This is a genomic window from Spirillospora sp. NPDC047418, from assembly GCF_040643275.1.
Taxonomy (GTDB): domain Bacteria; phylum Actinomycetota; class Actinomycetes; order Streptosporangiales; family Streptosporangiaceae; genus Spirillospora.
This window is the reverse complement of the sequence record NZ_JBEYTW010000090.1, coordinates 1-20,137: the sequence shown is the minus strand read 5'-3', so window position 1 is coordinate 20,137 and position 20,137 is coordinate 1. Positions and strand designations below refer to the sequence as shown.

At 73.2% G+C, this 20,137-nt stretch carries 16 protein-coding genes and 1 pseudogene; 6 read left to right on the top strand and 11 right to left on the bottom strand.

All coding sequences use genetic code 11. The features are described from left to right. Window positions 1–182: 182 nt before the first annotated feature. Together ABZ806_RS36130 and ABZ806_RS36125 are read left to right on the top strand one after the other, a co-directional pair. Complete coding sequence (locus ABZ806_RS36130; protein WP_500222434.1) at window positions 183–1,394, top strand: MFS transporter; 1,212 nt, start codon at window positions 183–185, stop codon at window positions 1,392–1,394. 102 nt (window positions 1,395–1,496) lie between these two features. After that, window positions 1,497–3,293 (top strand): serine/threonine-protein kinase, encoded by a 1,797-nt coding sequence (locus tag ABZ806_RS36125; RefSeq protein WP_500222432.1) that lies wholly within the window; start codon window positions 1,497–1,499, stop codon window positions 3,291–3,293. A gap of 50 nt (window positions 3,294–3,343) precedes the next feature. On the opposite strand, the gene ABZ806_RS36120 is transcribed toward ABZ806_RS36125, so the two are convergent. The 8 genes from ABZ806_RS36120 to ABZ806_RS36085 all read right to left on the bottom strand — a co-directional run bounded on the left by ABZ806_RS36120 (window position 3,344) and on the right by ABZ806_RS36085 (window position 12,338). Beyond that, the gene (locus ABZ806_RS36120) at window positions 3,344–4,294 is read right to left on the bottom strand and encodes an electron transfer flavoprotein subunit alpha/FixB family protein (protein WP_500222429.1); all 951 of its coding nucleotides are present in this window, start codon (window positions 4,292–4,294) and stop codon (window positions 3,344–3,346) included. 21 nt (window positions 4,295–4,315) lie between these two features. Then, complete coding sequence (locus tag ABZ806_RS36115; RefSeq protein ID WP_500222427.1) at window positions 4,316–5,095, bottom strand: electron transfer flavoprotein subunit beta/FixA family protein; 780 nt, start codon at window positions 5,093–5,095, stop codon at window positions 4,316–4,318. 275 nt (window positions 5,096–5,370) lie between these two features. After that, the gene (locus ABZ806_RS36110; RefSeq protein WP_500222425.1) at window positions 5,371–6,735 is read right to left on the bottom strand and encodes a hypothetical protein; all 1,365 of its coding nucleotides are present in this window, start codon (window positions 6,733–6,735) and stop codon (window positions 5,371–5,373) included. Between the two features lie 17 nt (window positions 6,736–6,752). Next, window positions 6,753–8,723, bottom strand: coding sequence for a serine/threonine-protein kinase (locus ABZ806_RS36105; RefSeq protein ID WP_500222423.1), 1,971 nt, complete (start codon window positions 8,721–8,723; stop codon window positions 6,753–6,755). 51 nt (window positions 8,724–8,774) lie between these two features. After that, on the bottom strand, window positions 8,775–9,602 hold the full coding sequence (locus ABZ806_RS36100; RefSeq protein WP_500222420.1) for a serine/threonine-protein kinase: 828 nt from the start codon (window positions 9,600–9,602) through the stop codon (window positions 8,775–8,777). Window positions 9,603–9,665: 63 nt separating this feature from the next. Continuing rightward, window positions 9,666–10,616: an acyl-ACP desaturase gene (locus ABZ806_RS36095; RefSeq protein WP_500222415.1), complete on the bottom strand. Its 951-nt coding sequence runs from the start codon at window positions 10,614–10,616 to the stop codon at window positions 9,666–9,668. A gap of 207 nt (window positions 10,617–10,823) precedes the next feature. Beyond that, on the bottom strand, window positions 10,824–11,606 hold the full coding sequence (locus ABZ806_RS36090) for an SDR family NAD(P)-dependent oxidoreductase (protein ID WP_500222412.1): 783 nt from the start codon (window positions 11,604–11,606) through the stop codon (window positions 10,824–10,826). 66 nt (window positions 11,607–11,672) lie between these two features. Beyond that, window positions 11,673–12,338 (bottom strand): NADPH-dependent F420 reductase, encoded by a 666-nt coding sequence (locus tag ABZ806_RS36085; RefSeq protein ID WP_500222410.1) that lies wholly within the window; start codon window positions 12,336–12,338, stop codon window positions 11,673–11,675. Window positions 12,339–12,420: 82 nt separating this feature from the next. Here ABZ806_RS36085 and ABZ806_RS36080 point away from each other — a divergent pair, with 82 nt between their 5' ends. Then, a complete protein-coding gene (locus ABZ806_RS36080; protein WP_500222408.1) occupies window positions 12,421–12,786 on the top strand; it encodes a winged helix-turn-helix transcriptional regulator in 366 nt (121 codons plus the stop codon). A gap of 6 nt (window positions 12,787–12,792) precedes the next feature. Here the strand turns inward: ABZ806_RS36080 and ABZ806_RS36075 are convergent, their stop codons facing one another. After that, complete coding sequence (locus ABZ806_RS36075; RefSeq protein WP_500222405.1) at window positions 12,793–13,575, bottom strand: enoyl-CoA hydratase/isomerase family protein; 783 nt, start codon at window positions 13,573–13,575, stop codon at window positions 12,793–12,795. Window positions 13,576–13,686: 111 nt separating this feature from the next. Here ABZ806_RS36075 and ABZ806_RS36070 point away from each other — a divergent pair. The 3 genes and pseudogenes from ABZ806_RS36070 to ABZ806_RS36060 all read left to right on the top strand — a co-directional run. Beyond that, window positions 13,687–15,126 (top strand): annotated as a pseudogene (locus ABZ806_RS36070) (SNF2 helicase-associated domain-containing protein); the annotation flags it as partial. Continuing rightward, window positions 15,112–18,093: an SNF2-related protein gene (locus ABZ806_RS36065; RefSeq protein WP_500222465.1), complete on the top strand. Its 2,982-nt coding sequence runs from the start codon at window positions 15,112–15,114 to the stop codon at window positions 18,091–18,093. The pseudogene ABZ806_RS36070 and the gene ABZ806_RS36065, both read left to right, overlap by 15 nt. Further along, window positions 18,093–18,890 carry an SWIM zinc finger family protein gene (locus ABZ806_RS36060; RefSeq protein WP_500222403.1) on the top strand — a complete coding sequence of 266 codons (798 nt, stop codon included), beginning with the start codon at window positions 18,093–18,095 and terminating at the stop codon, window positions 18,888–18,890. Before ABZ806_RS36065 ends, ABZ806_RS36060 begins: the two co-directional genes overlap by 1 nt. 42 nt (window positions 18,891–18,932) lie before the next feature. On the opposite strand, the gene ABZ806_RS36055 is transcribed toward ABZ806_RS36060, so the two are convergent. Continuing rightward, a complete protein-coding gene (locus tag ABZ806_RS36055) occupies window positions 18,933–19,793 on the bottom strand; it encodes an alpha/beta fold hydrolase (RefSeq protein WP_500222401.1) in 861 nt (286 codons plus the stop codon). A gap of 129 nt (window positions 19,794–19,922) precedes the next feature. Beyond that, the coding region (locus ABZ806_RS36050; RefSeq protein ID WP_500222399.1) for a hypothetical protein at window positions 19,923–20,137 on the bottom strand (215 nt) is incomplete at its 5' end.

The following is a 20,137-nucleotide window of genomic DNA, read 5'->3' as shown; positions in this document are numbered from 1 at the left end:
GCGCCGCCCCACCACCGCACGCCCCACCCCGCACCGCACGCGGACACCCGCGCACGGCGCCGCCGTGCGGGGACGCCCGCGTCGGCCCCGGCCGTCTCGCGGCCGGGGTGGACGTCCGTCACAACGCCGCGCGAGCGGCGCCGCCGGGGTGCTGCCCCGCCGAGCCGAGAAAGAGGTGAACCATGCTGTCGCGTGCCCGTTCCGGAACGTTCCTGACCTTCGCACTCGCGGGCCTGCTGACCGGAGTGTGGGTGGCGCGCATGCCCGCGCTGGCCGGCAAGTTCGGGACGAGCGAGGGCGAGATCGGCATCGTCGTCCTCGTCTGGGGCCTCGGCGCGATCGCGGCCATGCAGGCGCTGCGCGGCGTCATGGCGCGCGCGGGCAGCCGCGCGGTGCTGCGGGTGGCGCTGCCGCTGACCGCGGTGTCCTACGCGGCCGTGGCGCTCGCGCCGACCTACGGCGTCCTGCTCGCCGCCGTCGCGGTGTTCGGCATGACGTTCGGCCTCACCGACATCGCGATGAACGCGCAGGGCAGCGTCGTCGAGCAGGCGTACCGCCGCTCGATCATGAGCAGCATGCACGCCGGCTGGTGCGTCGGCGCGATGAGCGGCGGGCTGTTCGGCGTCGCCACGGCCGCCGCCGGGTTCGGGTTCACCGGGACCGTGCTGGCCGCGGCACTGGTCTCGCTGCCCGCCGGCCTCGCGCTCGGCCGCACCTACCTGCCCGACCCGGTGGCGCCCGCCGCGGCCGGGACGGGCCGCAGGGCGCGCCGCATGCCGGTCGCCGTGTACCTGATCGGCGCCCTGGGGTTCATCGCGTTCATGACCGAGGGCTCGATCGCCGACTGGAGCGGCCTGCTCCTGCACGACGAGCTCGGCGCGACCGAGGCCGCGGCCGCGGTCGGCTACCCGGTGTTCGAACTGGCGATGCTGATCGGCCGGCTGACCGGCGACCGCGTCCGGATGCGCGTCGGCACCCGCCGGCTGCTGACCGGCGCGGGCCTCGGCACCGCCGCCGCGATGACCGTCGTCGTGCTGGCGCCGAACCCCGGCGTCGCGATCGCCGGGTTCTTCGTGACCGGGCTGTTCGTGTGCACGGTGGTCCCGACGACGATCTCGCTGGCCGGGAGCGCCGCGCCGGACCGTCCCGCCGCGGCCGTCGCCCAGGTCGGCGCGATGGGCTACGGCGGCCTGCTGCTCGGCCCGGTCGTGGTCGGCTTCCTCTCCGACGCCACGTCGCTGCGCCTCGGCGTCGGCACCGTGGTCGTCCTCGCCCTCCTCATCGCCGCCGGTGCCCGCTTCGTCCCGCTCCGCACGTCCACGGACGTCGCCACCGCCGCACCGGCCGAATCCGCCGACCCCGGCAGCACCCACCCGGAACCCATCGCCGCCTGACCCGTGCCGGGCCCCGACGGCCCGGCACGAACAGGTCTCGTGGGCGGAGGCGTCATCCGATATAACCCCCATCAGGGTCCTGGCGGCTGATGGGGGCGATTCGTGGGCGGATGGCGGGTTCCGGGGTACAGCGAGCTGCGGGTGCTCGGCGAGGGGGCGCAGGGGCGGGTCGTGCTGGCGCGCCACGACGCGACCGGGCGGCCCGCGGCGATCAAGTACCTCGGCGACTCGCTCGCCGGGGACGCGGAGTTCCGGGAGCGGTTCCGCGGTGAGGCCGGGCTGCTGAGCCGGCTGCGCAACCCGTTCGTCGCGGAGCTGTTCGGGCTGGTCGAGCGGCCGGACGGCGCGGCCATCGTGATGGAGGCCGTGGACGGCGCGCCGCTCAAGGCGGTGCTCGCCGAGCGGGGGCCGCTGGCCCCGGAGGCGGCGCTGGCGGTCCTCAAGGGCTCCCTGCTGGGGCTCGCCGCCGCGCACGACCTCGGCATCGTCCACCGCGACTACAAGCCCGCGAACGTGATCGTGCGCGGCGACGGGCTGAGCAAGCTGATCGACTTCGGCATCGCCGTGGACGCGGGCGCGCCGGGACGCTCGGGAACGCCCGTCTACATGGCGCCCGAGCAGTGGCGGGACGAGCCCGCCTCCCCCGCGACCGACGTGTACGCGGCGACGTGCGTGTTCTTCGAGTGCGTGACCGGGCGCCGCCCCTACGCCGCCGAGGACCAGGTGGGACTGATGGGCCGCCACCTCACGGCGCCGATCCCCGTGCGGGACGTCCCCGAGCCGCTCCGCCCGCTGATCGAGCGCGGCCTGGCCAAGAACCCGTGGGACCGCCCGATGGGGGCGGCGGCGTTCGTGTCCGAGCTGGAGCCGGTCGCGGCGGGCGCGTACGGCGGCGACTGGGAGGGGCGCGGCGTCCGCACGCTCGCGGGCGCGGCCGCCGCGCTGTCGGTGCTGTTCCCGCTCACCGCGCTCGCCCTCGGCTCGGGCGGCGCGGCCGGAGCGGGCGCGGCGGGCGCTGGCGGTGCGGGCGCCGCGGGCACGGGCGTGGGCGCCGGGGCTGGTGGTGCGGGCGCGGCCGGGGCCGGTGGCGGCGGGGCGGCGGGGCAGGGGGTGGCCGGCGCGCTCGGGGCGAAGGGGGTGGCGGCCGTCGCGGGCGGGGCCGCCGCCGTGGCCGTGGGCGGCGGCGCGGCGGTCTACGTCGCCGTCGCGGACGACGCGCCGAAGCCCGTGACCGTCCGGCTCGCGGCGTTCACCGAGCCGCGGCGCGAGATCGGGGCCGGGACGACGTTCCAGGCGCGCGGGCGGATCGTGCGGGTCGCCGGCGGGGACACCGCGCTCGAACGGAAGATCAACCAGGCGCTGCGGGCGCCGCTGGAGAAGCGCTGGGCCAAGGTCCGCGGCGGCCTGCGGGACATCGGCCGCGGCGCCTACACCGACGTCGTGACGCCGCAGGTCCTCATGCGCGGCGACCGGCTGCTGTCGGTCTGGTACACCGTCGCGCTCGACGGCGACCGCGGGACGGGCTGGGACCAGTCGCAGGCGGCGACCGTGGACCTGCGGACCGGCGCCGCCTACGGGCCGCTCGAGCTGTTCCGCGATCCGTCCGAGCGGGGCCTGCGGCCGCTGGACGCGAAGATCGGGCCCCATCTGCGCGGCGGCGACTACTGCGCCGGCGACGTCCCGCGCGGCACCGACGCCCCGTCCGCGTTCGTGAAGTCGGGCGATGTGACCATGGCGCTCACCCCGCGGGGCGTCCGGGTGGCCTTCTACGGCTCGCTGCTGGGCTACCCGGCGGCCTGCGGCCTCCAGGAGGCGGTCGTCCCGTACGCGGAGGTGAGCGGGATGCTCAGGCCCGCGCTGCTGAAGGCCGTCCCGTACCCGTCGCCGAAGCGCTCCTGAACGCGCGGACGGCCCCGGCGACGAGCGTCGCCGGGGCCGTCCGCGAAAGATCACTTGCGCTTGGTGATCTCCTCGGTGAGCTGCGGCGCGACCTGGAAGAGGTCGCCCACGATGCCGTAGTCGACGAGCTCGAAGATCGGCGCCTCGGGGTCCTTGTTGATGGCGACGATGGTCTTCGAGGTCTGCATGCCGGCCCGGTGCTGGATGGCGCCGGAGATGCCGACCGCGATGTAGAGCTGCGGCGACACGGTCTTGCCGGTCTGGCCGACCTGGAACGAGTGCGGGTACCAGCCGGCGTCGGTCGCGGCGCGGGAGGCGCCGACGGCCGCGCCGAGCGAGTCGGCCAGCCCTTCGATGATCGTGAAGTTCTCGGCGCCGCCGACGCCGCGGCCGCCGGAGACGACGATCGCGGCCTCGGTCAGGTCCGGGCGCTCGCCCTTCTCCTGGACGACCTTCTCCACGATCTTCGCGCCCTTGTCGGCGTCCGACAGCGCGACCGACACCTGCTCCTCGGCCGGGGTGGCCGCGGCCGCCACGGGGGCGACGGAGTTCGGCCGGACGGCGATGATCGGCGTGCCGGTCCGCACCTTGGCGTGCGCGATGATCCCGCCGCCGAAGATGGAGTGCTCGGCGACGAAGCCGTCGGCGACGTCCACGACGTCGGTGAGCACGCCGGAGCCGGTCTTGACCGCGAGGCGGCCCGCGATCTCCTTGCCCTCGGCGGTCGCCGCCACCAGCACGGCGGCGGGCGACTTCTCGCTCACGAGCTGGGCGAGCAGCGCGGCCTTCGGGGCGACGACGTAGGAGGTCAGCTCCTCGTCGGCGGCCACGTAGACCTTGCCGGCGCCGTACTCGCCGAGCTTGTCCTTGGCGCCCTCGTAGCCGGGCCCGACCCATACCGCGGCGGCCTCGCCGAGCCGGTTCGCCAGCGTCAGCAGCTCGAGCGCGACCTTCTTGACCTCACCGTCGACATGGTCGACGAGGACGAGAATCTCAGCCATTGGTCCAATCCCCTTCCCCGGTCAGACGAACTTCTTCGACGCGAGGAACTCGGCGATCTTCGCACCGCCGTCGCCCTCGTCGGTGACGATCTCGCCCTTGGCGCGCGGCGGCGCCTCGGCGAAGTCGACCACCTCGGTGGCGGCGTTCGCCAGGCCCACCTGCGCGGCGTCGATGCCGGCCTCGCCCAGGCCGAGCGTCTCGACCGGCTTCTTCTTGGCCGCCATGATCCCCTTGAACGAGGGGTAGCGCGGCTCGTTGATCTTCTCCACGACGCTGACGACCGCGGGCAGGCTCGCCTCGATCCGGTCGAAGCCGTAGTCGGTCTGCCGCTGCGCCTTGACGGACGTCCCGTCGATCTCGACCTTGTTGGCGAGCGACACCTGCGCGGCGCCGAGCCGCTCGGCCAGCATCGCGGCGAGGACGCCGGTGCGCGCGTCGGTGGACTCCGAGCCGAGGACCACCAGGTCGAAGCCGGTGCGGACGAGCGCCTGCTGGACGGCGTAGGAGGTCTGCAGCGCGTCGGAGCCGGCGAGACCGTCGTCGAGGAGGTGCACGGCCTTGTCGGCGCCCATGGCGAGGGCCTTGCGGATCGAGTCGGTCGCCTTGTCGGGACCCATGGTCAGGACGGTCACCTCACCGCCGTGGGCCTCCTTGATGCGCAGCGCCTCTTCGATCGCGTACTCATCGAGTTCGTTGATGACCCCGTCCGCCGCGGCGCGGTCGAGCGTGCTGTCATCGGACTTCAGCTTGCGCGGGCTCTCCGTATCGGGAACCTGCTTCACCAGGACGACGATGTTCATGGCCGGTGGCCGACCTCCCTGCACTCAGTTGGCCGCTTGGTGAGCGGCAGAGGGGCGCCGCCCATGACGGGTCGACGCGGACATGCGTTTTCGAAGTCACAGCCTGCCAAATACCCGAACGCGCTTCGGAGCCGGGTCCCTGATTCGGCCGTGCACGAGCAATGTTACTAGCCAGTAGCCTACTGGCAAATCCCAGTTCGTGAGACCTTACCCACGTATACGGGGCGTTCACGAGGTCTCCGGTGTCCAGCACCGCACGTGACGCACTTCACCTTTCACCGTCCGCCGACGGCATGCTGGAGGCGGTCGAGCGAGCTCTCCAGCGACTGCTGCAGCCCGTACAGCGGGGCGAAGCTCGGGTCGAGGGTCATCGCCCCGACCCCCGCGACCAGGGCCAGCACACCGAATCCCGTGGCCGCGGCGGCGACGAGCCGGGGCCGCCGCGCGAGCGGCAGCAGCATCCGCTCCAGCCGCCGGCGCGGGGCGCGCACGCCCGGCGCCGCCCACAGCACCGCCGCCCCGGCCCCGGCGCCGAACGCGCAGGCCCGCAGGGAGTCGATCCGCCCGCCGGCCGCCGACGCCGCGACGAGCACGAGCGGGACGGCCACCGCGAACACCGCCGCGTACGGGACGGTCGCCAAGGTCCGCCCGGCGGCGGCCGCCCGGCCCCGCACCCCGTCCCCCGGCGGCGCGCCCGCGAGGCGCAGCAGCGCCACCGCCGCGAGCGACAGCACGAGCCCCGCGACCGGCGCGATGATCGCGACCACGACCGCGATCACCACCACCAGCGCGGCGAGCAGCCGCGCCCACCCGAGCGCCACCCTCATCTCGGGGGCCGTAACCCCACGCCGCCGCCCGCCACCTCCCGCCTCCGCACCGGCCGGGATCACCGGCCGCGAAACGGACTCCACTGAACCGACCGCCCGCTCGCCCGGCGCACGGGCGGCCGGGACGGCAGGGGCCGCTGGGACAGCGCGGGCGGCCGGGACGGCAGGGGTGGTGGGGAGGTTGAGTTGGGACGCTGCCTGCGCCAGGTCCTCCGCTGCTGGGCGTGCCGCCGGGTCGGGGTGGGCGGCGGCCTCGACCAGGGGGCGCAGGGCGGTCGGCAGTGCCGCGGCGGGGGCATCGTGCCGTCCGGTGGCGGCGAACGTCACCGTCGCGGCCCACGCGCGGACGTCACCGGCGGCGTCGGCGGCCGCGTCGGCGTCCAGCGCGAAGTCGACCACGACGGGCGCGTCGTCCACGACGAGCACGGTGCCCGGCCCGAGCGCGCCGTGCACCAGACCCGCCCGGTGAACGGCGGCGAGTGCCTTCGCCAGCCCGGTGGCCAGGCGGCACAGCGCGTCCCCCGAAACCGGGCCGCGCTCGGCGACCGCCTCCGCGAGCGGACGGCCCGGCACGAACCGGGACACGACGTACGGGCGCGGGCCGGCGGTCTCGCAGTCCAGGACGTCCACCACGTAGGGGCTGAGGACCTCGCGCATCCGCCCGAGGTCGGGCACCGCACCGGGCGGGAGCAGCCGGATCGCCACGTCCCGTCCGTCCGGGCCGGCGGCGCGGTGGACCGCACCGCCGCCGCCCAGCCGCGCCAGCAGCCGGTACGGGCCGATGTGCGCCCGGTGGCCCGTCTCACCGCTCATGGGATCGCCCGTGCCGGTCACATGCCGAGGAATCTGGACAACAGGTCGCGGACGTCCGCGCGCAGCCCCTCGAGGCTCTGGCTCATCCCGTCCAGCGGGGTGGTGTCGGGCGGCTGCCGCTGCGACAGCGAGACCAGCACCCCGGCGAAGATCCCGAGGATCAGCGCGCCGGCGAGGGCGGCCTCCGCGCGCGGCAGCAGCGCGCCCCAGATCCGGGCGAGCTGCCGCCGGGGCGCGCCGCTGCCCGGCGCGAGGCACAGCAGCCCGATCACCGCCATGGACGAGTACGCGATGGCCTTCGACGCCGTCATGCCCGACTGCGCGAAGATCAGCACGGCGAGCATGATCAGCCCCGCGATCAGGCTGAGCGACGTCCACAGCACCGTGGACATCAGCGCGCCCGGCAGGTGCAGCGGCGCGCGGAACACGGCGGCGACGGCGTCGCCCGAGCGCGGGCCGCGCCGGGTCTGCCGGCCCTCCATGCCCTTGGCGGCCTTGTCCCCCGCGCGCAGCACGAACACGCCCGCGACGGTGACGCCGACGGCGAGCAGCGGCGCGATGTTGGCGAACCCGAGCAGGGCGACCAGGACGATGAAGCCGAGCACCCGGTACCAGCCGTACGGCTTGTGCCGTTCCCTGTCGGCGCGGTCGGCGCGGTCGGCGCGGTCGCGGTCGGCGCGTGCCCGGTCGGCGACGCGGCGCTGCGCGTCCTGCGCCTGCGGGTCGTAGGGGCCGCGCTGCAGGGCGCCGGGCGGCGGCTGGTTCGGCGGCGGCCCGTAGGGCGGGTAGGCGCCCTGGCCGTAGGGGTCGGTCCGGCCGTAGCCCTGCGGCCCGAACTGCTCGCCCGCCTTGACCTGCGGGGGCGGCGGCGCGGGCGGTGGCGGCGGCGGTGCGGCCGGGGGCAGCTGGCCGACGAAGTCCCTGGGCTGGGCGGGAGCGGGAGCCGGAGTGGGGGCGGGCGCGGGGAGCCCCGTCCCGCCGGGTGTGGTGGGCCGCGCGGGGACGTCGCGGGACGCGGAGTCCGGCGGCGGCCCGATCACCGGCATGGAGAACATCCGGGAGTGGTCGGCCGCCGGCTCGTCCAGCGATGTGCCCGCGGCGGACGCCCCGGCCGGGCCGGCCGCGCCCGCCGCGCCGGCCGCCGGGTAGTGCCGGTCGACCCGCGTCTGGTCGGTGATCGTCGCTTCGAGGTGGATCCGGCGGGTGAGCTGCACCAGGTTGACCGCGGTGGGGCGCTCGGCCGGGTGCCGCGCCATCGCCGACCGCAGCACGGGCAGCAGCGCGTCCGGGACGCCCTCCAGGTCCGGCGCGCCCTGCATGATCTTGTAGAAGATCGACTCGAAGGTGCCGGAGCCGAACGGCGGCCGGCCGGTGGCGGCGTAGGCGACCGTCCCGGCCCAGGCGTGCACGTCCGACGGCGGGCCCGCGTCCTCGCCCTCGATGATCTCCGGGGCGAGGTAGCCGGGGGTGCCGATGACCATCCCGGTCGCGGTGAGCCGGGTCGCGTCGGCGGCCTGCGCGATGCCGAAGTCGATCACGACGGGCTCGCCGTCCACGAGCATCACGTTGCCGGGCTTCATGTCGCGGTGCACGATCCCGGCGCCGTGGATCGCCGACAGCGCCGACGCCAGCCCCACCCCGAGGCGCTGCAGCCCCGGCCCGTAGATCGGCCCGGCGTCCTCGACGACCTCTTCGAGCGTCCGGCCCGGGACGTACTGGGTCACGATGTAGGGCTGGTCGGCGGTCACGTCGGCGTCGAGGATCTCCGCGACGTGCGGGCTGTGCACCCGGCGCATCGAGTCGACCTCGCGGGCCAGCCGGCGGCGCGCCGTGGCGTCGCCCGCGACCGCGGGCCGCAGCACCTTGATGGCCACGTTGCGCCCCTCGGGGTCGGCGCCGAGGTAGACGACGCCCATGCCCCCTTCTCCCAGGGTCTGCAGGACGCTGTAGTGGCCGATTCGGTCCCCGGACGTGACGGCTCCCCTCATCGTTTCCGAAACCCTACCCTCGCCGATTTCGCCGCGAAGATCTAATCGTCATCAGGCGGCCGCCGTCCCGAGGGCCCTCCCGGAGGCCCTCCCGGAGGCCGGGGCGAGGGCCCCGGCGAACCACCGCGCGGACGGACGCCGGGACGGGTCGCGCCGCAGCGCCGCGCGCAGCAGCCCGGCCAGCGGCGCGGGGACGCCGTCCAGATCGGCCTGGCCGCGCAGGATCCGGAAGCACACCCCGTGCAGCGAGCCCCGCCCGAACGGCGGCCGGCCCGTCGCCGCGTACGCGACGGTCGCCGCCCAGGAGAACACGTCCGACGCGGTGGTGGCGCGCTCCCCCTCGATCAGCTCGGGGGCGAGGTAGGCGGGCGTCCCGACGACCATCCCGCGCCGGGTGATCTGCGGGGCGCCGGACTCGTGCGCGATCCCGAAGTCGATCAGCGTCGGCCGGTCGCCCAGCACGATGACGTTGCCCGGCGACACGTCGCGGTGCAGGACGCCCGCGTCGTGGACGTCCCCGAGCGCGAGCGCCAGCCGCCGCGCGAACCGGGCCAGCCGGTCGCCGCGCAGCGGCCCGTACGCCGGGACCAGGTCGTTCAGCGGGCAGCCCGGCACGTACTGCATCGCGACGTGCGGGCGCTCCGCGGCGACCGCCCCGTCCAGCAGCCGCGCGACGTGCGCGCTGCGCACCCGCGCCTGCGCGCGGACCTCCTGCGCCAGCCGGTCGATCGCCTCCTGCATCCCGGCGAGCTCCGGGACCAGCTCCTTGACGGCGACCTCGCGGCCGAGGGAGTCCAGGGCGAGGTACACCACGGCCGTGCTCCCCCGGCCGATCTCGTCCAGCAACCGATACCCGCCCAGTCGCCGATGCGTCCCCATGCACCCTTTGACGCGAGGAACGGGCCCCGCGTTCCCGGGACCGGCCCCTCGGCCGGTCCCGCGTCAGCCCTCGCGGGCGGCCCGGCGGGCGCGGCGCTCCTCGCGGCGGGTCTCGAACCTGGTGGCGGCGGCGTCCAGCTGCGCCAGGAACTCGCCCAGCTCCTCGCGCGCCTTCTCGCCGTCGCCGGACAGGTCGGCGCGGTCGAACACGTTCCACTTGCGCAGCACCGGGACGAGCACGTCGTCGTGGTGCAGCCGCAGGTCGTAGATGCCGGCGTTCGCGATGATCACGGACTTGCGGAGGAAGCCGTCGATGCTGTAGCCGGGCATCTGGAACGCCTTCACGACGTCGGTGATCGCCCGCATCGTCTCGTTCGGGGCGGCGTCCAGCGCGGCGCCCATCAGGTTCCGGTAGAAGATCATGTGCAGGTTCTCGTCGGCGGCGATGCGGGCCATCATCTGCTCGCAGACGGGGTCGCCGGACGCCTTGCCGGTGTTGCGGTGCGACACGCGGGTGGCGAGCTCCTGGAACGAGACGTAGGCCGACCCGTGCAGGAACGAGTCGCCGTGGTCGGCCTCGTAGCCGGCCTCCATGTGGCGCATGCGCGCGCGCTCCAGCGCGACCGGGTCGACGGCGCGGGTCACGGTGAGGTAGTCGCGCAGGACGATGCCGTGCCGGTTCTCCTCGGCCGTCCACCGGTTGACCCAGGTGCCCCAGGCGCCCTCGCGGCCGTAGACGGTGGCGATGGCGCGGTGGTAGCCGGGGAGGTTGTCCTCGGTGAGCAGGTTGACGATGAGCGACTCGCGCGCCTCGACGCTCAGCTTCGACTGCTCCAGCGACCAGGGCTCGCCGCCCAGCGGCCCGTCGAACTCGCGGCCCTCGCTCCAGGGGACGTACTGGTGCGGGAACCATTCCTTGGCCATCGAGAGGTGCCGGTTCAGTTCCGTCTCGACCACCGGCTCAAGGTCGTGGAGGATGCCGGTCTGGAACTTCTCTTCGGGGGTCACGGACATGCGGTTCCTTCGCTGGGACGAGTGGTCTTGCCGGACGTGCCGCCGCGCCTGCGGCTCGATCGTGGCCGCCCAGCAGGCCGTACACACAACCTACTCAAGCGTAGGTTCGATCGTCGCCACTCACGGTGACCCCCGTCAAGTCAGCCCCGCGACAATCAAGCGGTCGGAACTTTTGTAGACCTGGGCACAAGGACCGGTGACGCCCTGTCACCGGGTGTCGGCGGCCTGCTGCCACATGCGGTTCACGGCGGCCCTGAGCAGCGGTCGCGGGACGAACTTCAGCGCGGGGAGCGCGGCCTTGTACTGCAGGCCGGGGACCGACAGCGCGCGCCCCGCGGCCACCGCGTCCAGCCCGGCCCGTGCCACGTCGTCGCGCCGCAGCCACAGCAGGTTGGCCGGGCCATGTACGTCGGTCTGCTCGTCCTCGGTCCGGGTGAAGCCGGGGCACAGCGCCGTGACGTGGACGCCCTTGCCCGCGACCTCCGCGTGCAGGCTCTCGGAGAACGACGCCACGTACGCCTTGGTGGCCCCGTAGGTGGCGCTGCCGGGCGACGGGGTGAACCCCGACATCGACGCGACGTTCAGCACGCCGCCCCGGCCGCGCGCGACCATCCCCGGCAGGACGGCGTGGGTGAGCCGCACCAGCGCCGTCACGTTCAGCTCGATCTGCGCGAGGTGGTCGTCCAGCGGCAGTTCCTCGAACGCTCCAAACGCGCCGTACCCGGCGTTGTTCACCAGCAGCTCGACCGGATCGGTGCGCAGCCGCCCCTCCACCTCGGCGCGCTGCGCCGGGTCGGCGAGGTCGGCGGCGACCACCTCGACCGCGACCCGGTACCGCTCGACCAGCTCGCGGGCCAGCCCGTCCAGCAGCTCGGCGCGGCGCGCCACGATCACCAGGTCGGTGCCGCGGCCGGCGAGCAGGCGGGCGAAGCTCTCCCCGATCCCGCTGGACGCGCCCGTCACGAGCGCCGTTCGGTACGCGTGTCGCATGGCGGCAGATGCTATCGGCGGAACACCGCCGCCCCCGGCAGCACACCCGAAAACAGAAGTAACGGTTTAACCCTCACCTACCGAGGTGCGGCGCGGGTCTCCGCCGGCGAACGCGGGCGGCGGCAGCATCGCGGACGGGTCCTCGCCCGCGGCCCACAGCCCGACCAGGAACGCCGTCGCCGCCTCCAGCAGCCCCGCCCGCTCCAGGCTTCCGCCGTCCATCGGCACGCAGCCGAGATCCGCGACGAGCGTCCCGACCGCGGCCAGAGCCGCGGCGTCGTCCCCGCACAGCGGGACGCCGAGCGGCCGCCCGCCGAACTCCGGAGGCTCCATCCGCCACACGCTCTCATGGCCCAGGTTGAACGCCTTGACGACCCGCGCCCCGGTCGCGTCGGCGATCCGCCGCGCCGCCGAGGGACCGCCCGCCGTCTTGAGCAGCTCGAACGGCGGCTCCATCGGGTTGGTGCAGTCGATCAGCACCCGCCCGTCCAGCGGGCCCGCCGCGCGCAGGACGTCCGGGACGCCCTCGTGCCACACGGCGAGCAGCACCACGTCCGCGTCTCCCGCCGCCTCCCGCAGGGTGCCGCCGGACGCGCCGTGCCCGATCCGCTCGGCCAGCGCGACCGCCTTGGCGGGCGTGCGCGCCCCGATCCGCACCTCGTGTCCCTTGCGCGCCCACTGCGTCGCCAGCGCGTCCGCCATGTTCCCGGCGCCCAGCACTCCGATCCGCATGATGACCTCCCAGTCGCTTACCGTCGGATGGGACGCTAAGCGGTCCGTTCGGCACCATCTGGTGCGTATCGGAAGGGGCAGGATGCCGGACGACACCATGAACGAGTTCATCGCCGACTGCCGGACGCGCCTCGGTCTCGACCTGCTGTCGGGAACCTGGACCGGCGTGGTCCTCTGGTCGCTGCGCGACGGCCCCGGTCGTCCGGGCGAGCTGCGCGGGCGCATCGGCGGCATCAGCCAGAAGGTGCTGACGGAGACGCTGCGGCGCCTGGAGAAGAACGGCCTGGTGGTGCGCCGCCGCTACGCCGAGGCGCCACCGCGCGTGGAGTACGAGCTGACCGGCCCGGGGCGGGGGCTGATCGAGCCCTTGTCCGCCCTGAGCCGGTGGACCGAGCGCTACGGCGACGAGGTGCTGGACGCGCAGGAGCGCACGCTCACCGGCCGGTGAGCGCGCTCAGCGGCCGGTGAACTTCGCCTTGCCCGGGCCCTCCTCCATGAAGCTCTTCATGCCGTTCGCCTGGTCGTCGGTGGCGAACAGGGCGGCGAACTGCGTCCGCTCGATCTCCAGGCCGGTCTCGAGGTCGACCTCCAGGCCGCGGTCGATGGCCTGCTTGGCGGCGCGCAGCGCGATCGCCGGGCCGCCGGCGAACGTCGCCGCCCACTCCTTGGCCGCGGTGTAGACGTCGGCGTCCGGGACGACCCGGTCGACCAGGCCGAGGGCGAGCGCCTCGCCGGCCTCGACGTGCCGCCCGGAGAAGATCAGGTCCTTGGCCCTGGCGGGGCCGATCAGCCGGGCGAGGCGCTGCGTGCCGCCCGCGCCGGGGATGATGCCGAGCTGGATCTCCGGCTGCCCGACCTTCGCGCCGTCGCCCGCGACCCGGAAGTCGGCGGTCAGCGCGACCTCGAGGCCGCCGCCGAGCGCGTAGCCGGTGATCGCGGCGATGACCGGCTTCGGGATCGCGGCCAGTGCCCTGGTGAAGTCCTGCAGGAGCCGCGAGTGGCCCGCCGACATCTCCGCGTAGGACATCGGGGCCATCTCCTTGATGTCCGCGCCGGCCGCGAACACCTTCTCCCCGCCGTACAGGACGACCGCACCCACGGTGCCGTCCTCGGTGACCTGCCCGGCCGCGTCGATCAGCTCCCGCTGCATCCGGGCGTTCAGGGCGTTCATCTTCGGACGGTCCAGCCTGATCGTCGCGACCCCGTCCTCGATCTCGACCCGTACGAACTCGCCCACGGCGATCCTCCTGCGCAAACTCGGTGGCGGACGCCCCGAGCCTAACCAGTGGCGGAGCGCGGCCCCTGTGATGGGCGGCGTTGTCCGAGGCGGCTGGTAGCTTCGGTGACCATGCTCGTCGCCCACGCCACCTGGCATGGCGGTGCGCTCTGCCTGTGGGCCGAGCGCACCGGCCCGTACGAGCCCGCACCGGACGTCCACCCCTTCGCGACCTGCGATTTCACCGGGACGTCGTACGAACCGCTCGTCCGCACCGGCTTCCGGATCGAGCTGGCGATGACGCTGCCGACGCTCGGCGACCATCCGCTGCCGTCGGCCGAGCTGGGCCCCGAGCCGGTGGCGGAGGAGCCCGAGCTGCGTCCCTGGCGGGTGCCGGCGCTCGTCCTCGAACCGTTCCCCGCGATGGCGCTGCTCCAGGCCGCCGAGCACGGCGCCGACGTCGTCCCCGGCACCGACCTGCGCTTCCTGTGCATGCTCGCGGACGAGGCCGTGCACCTCGCCGCGCGCGGCCACGTCCTGCCCGCGCTGCTGCGCGAGGACGGCGACCTCGTGGCGCGCTGGCGTCCGGTGATCGACGACCCGGCGCGGTTCCGGGAGCTCGTGCGCGCGATGCCCGCCGCCTGCCGCGCCGCCGACGGCGGGCGCCCCGCCGCCGGGGTGCTGCGCGAGGCGCTGGCGGGGCTGGTCGACACCGCCGTGCGGGGCGTGGTGCCGCATCCGCTGCTGGTGTCGCGGCGCAAGGAGCCCGACCGGCTGCCGCTCGCCGAGCGCTGGGTGATGGCGCTGACCGGCCCGTCCGCCGCCGTGGCCCGCGAGCCCCGCGACGACCCCGGCGACCTGATCGCCGAGCTGGACGCGTGGGCCGCCGCCGCGCGCCGCCCGTCCGGCCCGCTGCGCGTCTGCTTCCGCCTCGCCGAGCCGGGCGCCGAGGAGTTCGGCGACACCGAGTTCATCGAGGCCGAGGAGCCGGAGGAAGACTCCTGGCGGGTCGAGTTCGCGCTGCAGGGCACCGACGACCCGAGCCTCTACGTCCCGGCCGCCATGGTCTGGGCGGGCGAGGCGACCTCGATCCCCGACGCGGAGGAGACGCTCCTCGCCGGCCTCGGCCGCGCCCTGCGACTCTTCCCCGACGTGGCGCCGGCCCTGGACGGCCCGTCCCCGGGCGAGCTGCTCCTCGACACCGCGGGCGCGTTCCGGTTCCTGCGCGGGACGGCCCCGATGCTCGCCGCCGCCGGGTTCGGCGTCCTGCTCCCCCAGTGGGCGGGCAAGGCGAAGCTCGGCATGAAGCTGACCACCCGCAACGAGGACCCGGAGGCGTCCTCCGGGGCGGCGGCTTCCTCGGGGTTCGACCTCAAGGCGATGGTCGACTTCCGCTGGGACCTCGCCATCGGCGACGAGAGCATCGACGAGGCCGAGCTGGAGGAGCTGGCCCGCCTCAAGACCCCGCTCGTCCGGCTGCGCGGCCAGTGGGTCGAGCTGGACGAGCAGCAGCTCGAAGCGGCCCTCGACTTCCTCCGCCACCCCCGCCGGGGGCGGATGACCGCCGCCGAGGCGATCCGCGCGATCGTCCACGCCGGCGACGACGCGCTCCCCCTCACCGAGGTCGACGCGGGCGGCCCCCTCGGCGACCTGCTCTCCGGCGAAACCGACCGCCGCCTCACCCCTTCCGGTACACCTGAGGGGTTCAACGGAACGCTTCGCCCCTTTCAGGAGCGGGGCCTGGCCTGGCTGAAATTCCTCGACGACATCGGCCTGGGTGGAATCTTGGCAGATTCCATGGGACTGGGGAAATGTATCGGAAAGGATGAGTTCGTCTTCGTGAACGGCTCCCTTTCCACGGCAAAGGACATCTGGGCGCGCTATGCCACCGGAAGGACCCCGGACGGCGAGGGCGAGTGGTCCACACCGTCAGAGGCGTTGACCGTCAACTCCATCGCCAAGGACGGGCGGATCGTTCCGGCCACGATCACCCGCCTCTACCGCCAGCACATCGCCGAGAAGGTGCGCACCGTCCGGCTGGACGACGGAAGCCAGATCGTCGTCACCCGACGACACCGCCTTCTCGGCACCGACGATTGGACGAACGAACTGCGCCCGGGCGATCGTGTCTGCGTCCCCGCACGACTGCACCACGACGGCACGGCCCTCGATCCGGACCTGACCGCAGTCCTCGCATGGCAGATCGCCGAGGGCAGCGAAGATCCCTATTCGAGCGTGGTCATCACCCAGAAAGACGAACGCGTACTCGAGGACCTGCTCGCGCGCCTGCTCCGCGTCGGCGACCGATTCGGCATCGAAATAAATAATCCGAAAATCGTTCCGGCGGCCGACGGAAAGGTCTCGTTCCTGAGATTCAGCGGCTGGTCGTACCGCACACTCCTGGAGGTGCACGGCTATCGTTGGTGGAGCAGTTCCGCCCATAAGAGAATTCCATCGTGCGTCACGGCGGCCGACTCCAATACCGTACGCCTGTTCCTTCAGCACTATTTCGCGGCCGAGTCCTCGGTCGACCCGTCGCGCCGCGTGGTCGAGATAAGCTCGGCATCCGTCTGGACCATGCGGCACCTGGCGGCGATGCTGCGCCGGTTCGGAATCTGGCTGCGCACCTCGACATCCTGGAAGTGCGCTACCAACGGGACGGGCATCAAGCGCCCTTATCAGATCGGCCTGATCGGCGGACCGAGTCTTCGCCGATTCCATGAACTCATCGGGATCGCCGACCCGGCGAAGCAGGAACGGCTCGATGCCATCTGCGCGCTGCCCCACAACACGAATGTCGAGGGCGTACCCGGGAGCGACCTGCTCGAACAGGCCCGTCAACTGACCGGTCTCCCCATGCGGCACTTCGGCGTCAGGACGGTCTACTTCTACGGGACGCAGGAACTTTCCAGAGAGGCGGCCCTACAGGCGGTCGACGGCATGGGCCGGATACTCTCCGGCGAACTGGAAGCAGAGCATGCGGCCAGCCGCGGGAGGTCCTGGCGGGCGGCGACCCTGGCCGCATACGAGAACCTCGACCGGATCGGTCTCCAAAAGATCTGCGACCAACTCGATGAGCGCGCCACCCGCGAGGTCTTCTACGCGAAAATCGTTTCGGTCGAAGACATGGACTACGAGGGTTACGTTTACGACTTCGAGGTCGCCGACCACCACAACTACGTCGCCGGGGGGATGCTGTGCCACAACACGGCGCAGACTCTGGCTCTTCTCGCAGCTGAACGTGAGAAGGCCGCACACCCGAAACCCACCCTGCTGATCGGGCCGATGTCGCTGGTGGGGAACTGGCAGCGGGAGGCGGCGCGGTTCACGCCCAAGCTGCGGGTCTACGTCCACCACGGGACGGGGCGGCAGCGCGGCGACGACCTCGTCGAAGCCGTGGCGGGCGCCGATCTGGTGCTGACCACGTACGGGACGGCGGCGCGGGACGCGGAGATGCTCGCGCCGATCGAGTGGGGACGGGTCGTCTGCGACGAGGCCCAGGCGCTCAAGAACAGCGGGACGCGGCAGGCCAGGGCGGTGCGGAGCATCCCGGCCCGCACCCGGATCGCGCTCACCGGCACCCCGGTGGAGAACCATCTCACCGAACTGTGGTCGATCATGGAGTTCGCGAATCCGGGACTGCTCGGGCCGCGCAGCGCGTTCCGGCGGCGATTCGCCATCCCGATCGAGAAAGAGGGCGACGAGCAGGCCGCGCTCGGGCTGAAACGGGCGACGCAGCCGTTCATCCTGCGCCGCCTCAAGACCGACACGTCGATCATCTCCGACCTGCCGGAGAAGCAGGAGATCAAGGTCTACTGCAACCTCACCACTGAGCAGGCGTCGCTCTACCAGGCGACCGTGGACGACATGCTCCAGCAGATCGCCGAGGCCGACGAGACGAAGCGGCGCGGGCTCGTGCTGGCGACGATGGCCAAGCTCAAGCAGGTCTGCAACCATCCGGCGCAGCTGCTGAAGGACGGCTCGCGCCTGCCCGGCCGCTCCGGGAAACTCGAACGGCTTGAGGAGATCTGCGCCGAGATCCTGGAGCAGGGTGAGAAGGCGCTCGTCTTCACCCAGTACGCCGAGTTCGGCTCGATGCTCCAGCCCTACCTCGCCGCCCGGCTCGAACGCCCCGTCCTGTGGCTGCACGGCGGGACGTCCAAGCAGGCCCGCGACGACCTCGTGCAGCACTTCCAGGAGGACGGCGAACCCGCGGTCTTCCTGCTGTCCCTCAAGGCCGCCGGGACGGGCCTGACCCTGACCGCCGCCAACCACGTCGTGCACGTCGACCGCTGGTGGAACCCGGCCGTCGAGGACCAGGCCACCGACCGCGCGTTCCGCATCGGGCAGACCCGCAACGTCCAGGTCCGCAAGTTCATCTGCGTCGGGACGATGGAGGAGCGCGTCGACGAGATGATCGAGCGCAAGAAGGCCCTCGCCGAGTCGATCGTCGGCACCGGCGAGGACTGGCTGACCGAGCTGTCGGTCGCCGAGCTCCGCGACGTCCTGCGCCTGTCCCCCGAGGCGGTGAGCGACTGATGGGCGAAGGGGCCGAGGGCATCAGGGCGCGCAACAAGCGGGGCTCGATCGGCACGCAGTGGTGGTCGCGCCGCTTCATCGACCTCGTCGAGTCGTTCGCCGACAAGGGCCGCCTGCAGCGCGGCCGGACCTACGCGCGCAAGGGCAATGTCTTCGACCTGCGGGTGGAGGCGTACGAGGTGAGCGCGAAGGTGCACGGCTCGGCGCCGCAGCCCTACGAGGTGGCGCTCGGCATCGACGCGATCGACGACGACGACTGGCGCGCCGTCGAGCGGGAACTGGCGTCCCGCGCGGTGTTCCGCGCCCGCCTGCTCGCCGGGGAGATGCCGCCGGAGATCGAGTGGGTGTTCGCCGAACTCGGCCTCGCGCTGTTCCCCGGCTCGGCGTCCGACCTGCACCTGATGTGCGACTGCCCCGACTGGGGCGACCCGTGCAAGCACGCCGCGGCCGTCCTCTACCTGCTCGCCGAGGCGTTCGACGACGACCCGTTCCTGATCCTGGAGTGGAACGGCCGCAGCCGCGACCGGCTGCTGGCCGGCCTGCGGCGCGGCGCCGGGACCGAACCCGACCCCCTCGACGTGGCGGACGAGCCGCTGACCGCCGCCGGCTTCTGGACGCCGCCGTCCGGGCTGGCCCGCCTGCGCGACCGGCCGCCCGCCCCGCCCGTCCCGCCCGGCTTCGTCCTCCAGGTGGCCGCGCCGCCGCCCGTGAAGATCCGCCGCCGCCCGCTGCCCGACGTCCTGGCCCCCGCCTACGAGGCCCTGGCCGCTCCGGACGCCGACGACGGGTCCGGCTGACGGCCCGAGCTTCAGGACGCCGGGTGCGGGACGAGGCGACCGTCAGCCCGCGAGCACTTCGCGGAGTCTCACGGCGAACGCGGCGGGCTGCCCGGCCTGGCCGAACTCGTCGCCCAGGAAGCCGCCGTGGTGGCTCGGGAACACCGTCGCCCGCTGACCGAGCAGTTCGGCCGTCGCCTCCGAGGTGCGTCCGGTCATGACGCCCTTGGACTCCTCGCCCACCGCGATCACGATCCGCGTGGGCGCTGCGGTGAGCGCGGCGGCGTCGGGCCGGTGGTCGCTGACCGCCCACGACCGGTCGGACAGCAGCGGGTCGCCGCGCGAGCCGTCGTCCTCGGCCGGCATCCCGAACATGGCCGGATCGGGCGCGGGCTGCGCGAAGTAGTCGTCGGTGAACTCGCCCTGCCACGACGTCATCGCGATGAAGGCGGCCATGCCGGCGCCCCAGCCCTTGCTCTCGTACACGTCCCGGACGCCGGCCCGCGCGCGCTCGGCGGCCGCCGCGTCGGGCAGCACCGGGATGATCGGCGGCTCGTGCGCCACCAGGGTCGTGACGTCGCCCGGATGCGCGGCCACGAGGGCGAGCGCGGTCACCGCGCCGCCGCTGCTCGCGAACAGCTCGACCGGGCCCGCCCCGAGCGCCTCGACGAGGGCGTGCACGTCGCCGGCCTGGACCTCGGGGTCGTGGTCGTCCCGGCCGTCCTTGCGGGTGCTGCGGCCGAGACCGCGCGGGTCGTAGGCGACCACGGTGCGGTCGGAGAGGTGCGAGGCGAGCGTGCGGAAGCCGGTGGCGTCCATGGGCTGGCCGATCATGACGAGCGGCGGGCGCCCGCCGGCGGCCGGCTGCGGCCCGTGGACGTCGTACACGAGGTCGGCTTCAGGGGTCTCAAGCGTTGTCGTCATCATGACCGTGCAGACCTCGTCCGCGCCGCGAACTCATCGGTCCCTACCGGTCGATCTCCTCCGGGAGCGGCAGGCGGGGGGGGGGGGGGGGGGCCCACCCCCGGGGGGGGGGTTTGCGTTGGTGGGGGGTTATATTTTTGGGGGGGGTTGTGTTTTTGTTTTTTTGTTTGTGGGGGGTTTTTGTTTTTTGTGGTTTTTTTTTTTTTTTTGGGGGGGGGGGGGGGGGTTTTTTTTTTTTTTTTTTTTTTTTTTTTTTTTTATTTTTTTTTTTTTTTTTTTTTTTTTTTTTTTTTTTTTTTTTTTTTTTTTTGGGGGTGGGGTTGGGGGGGGAGCCCGCCCCCCCG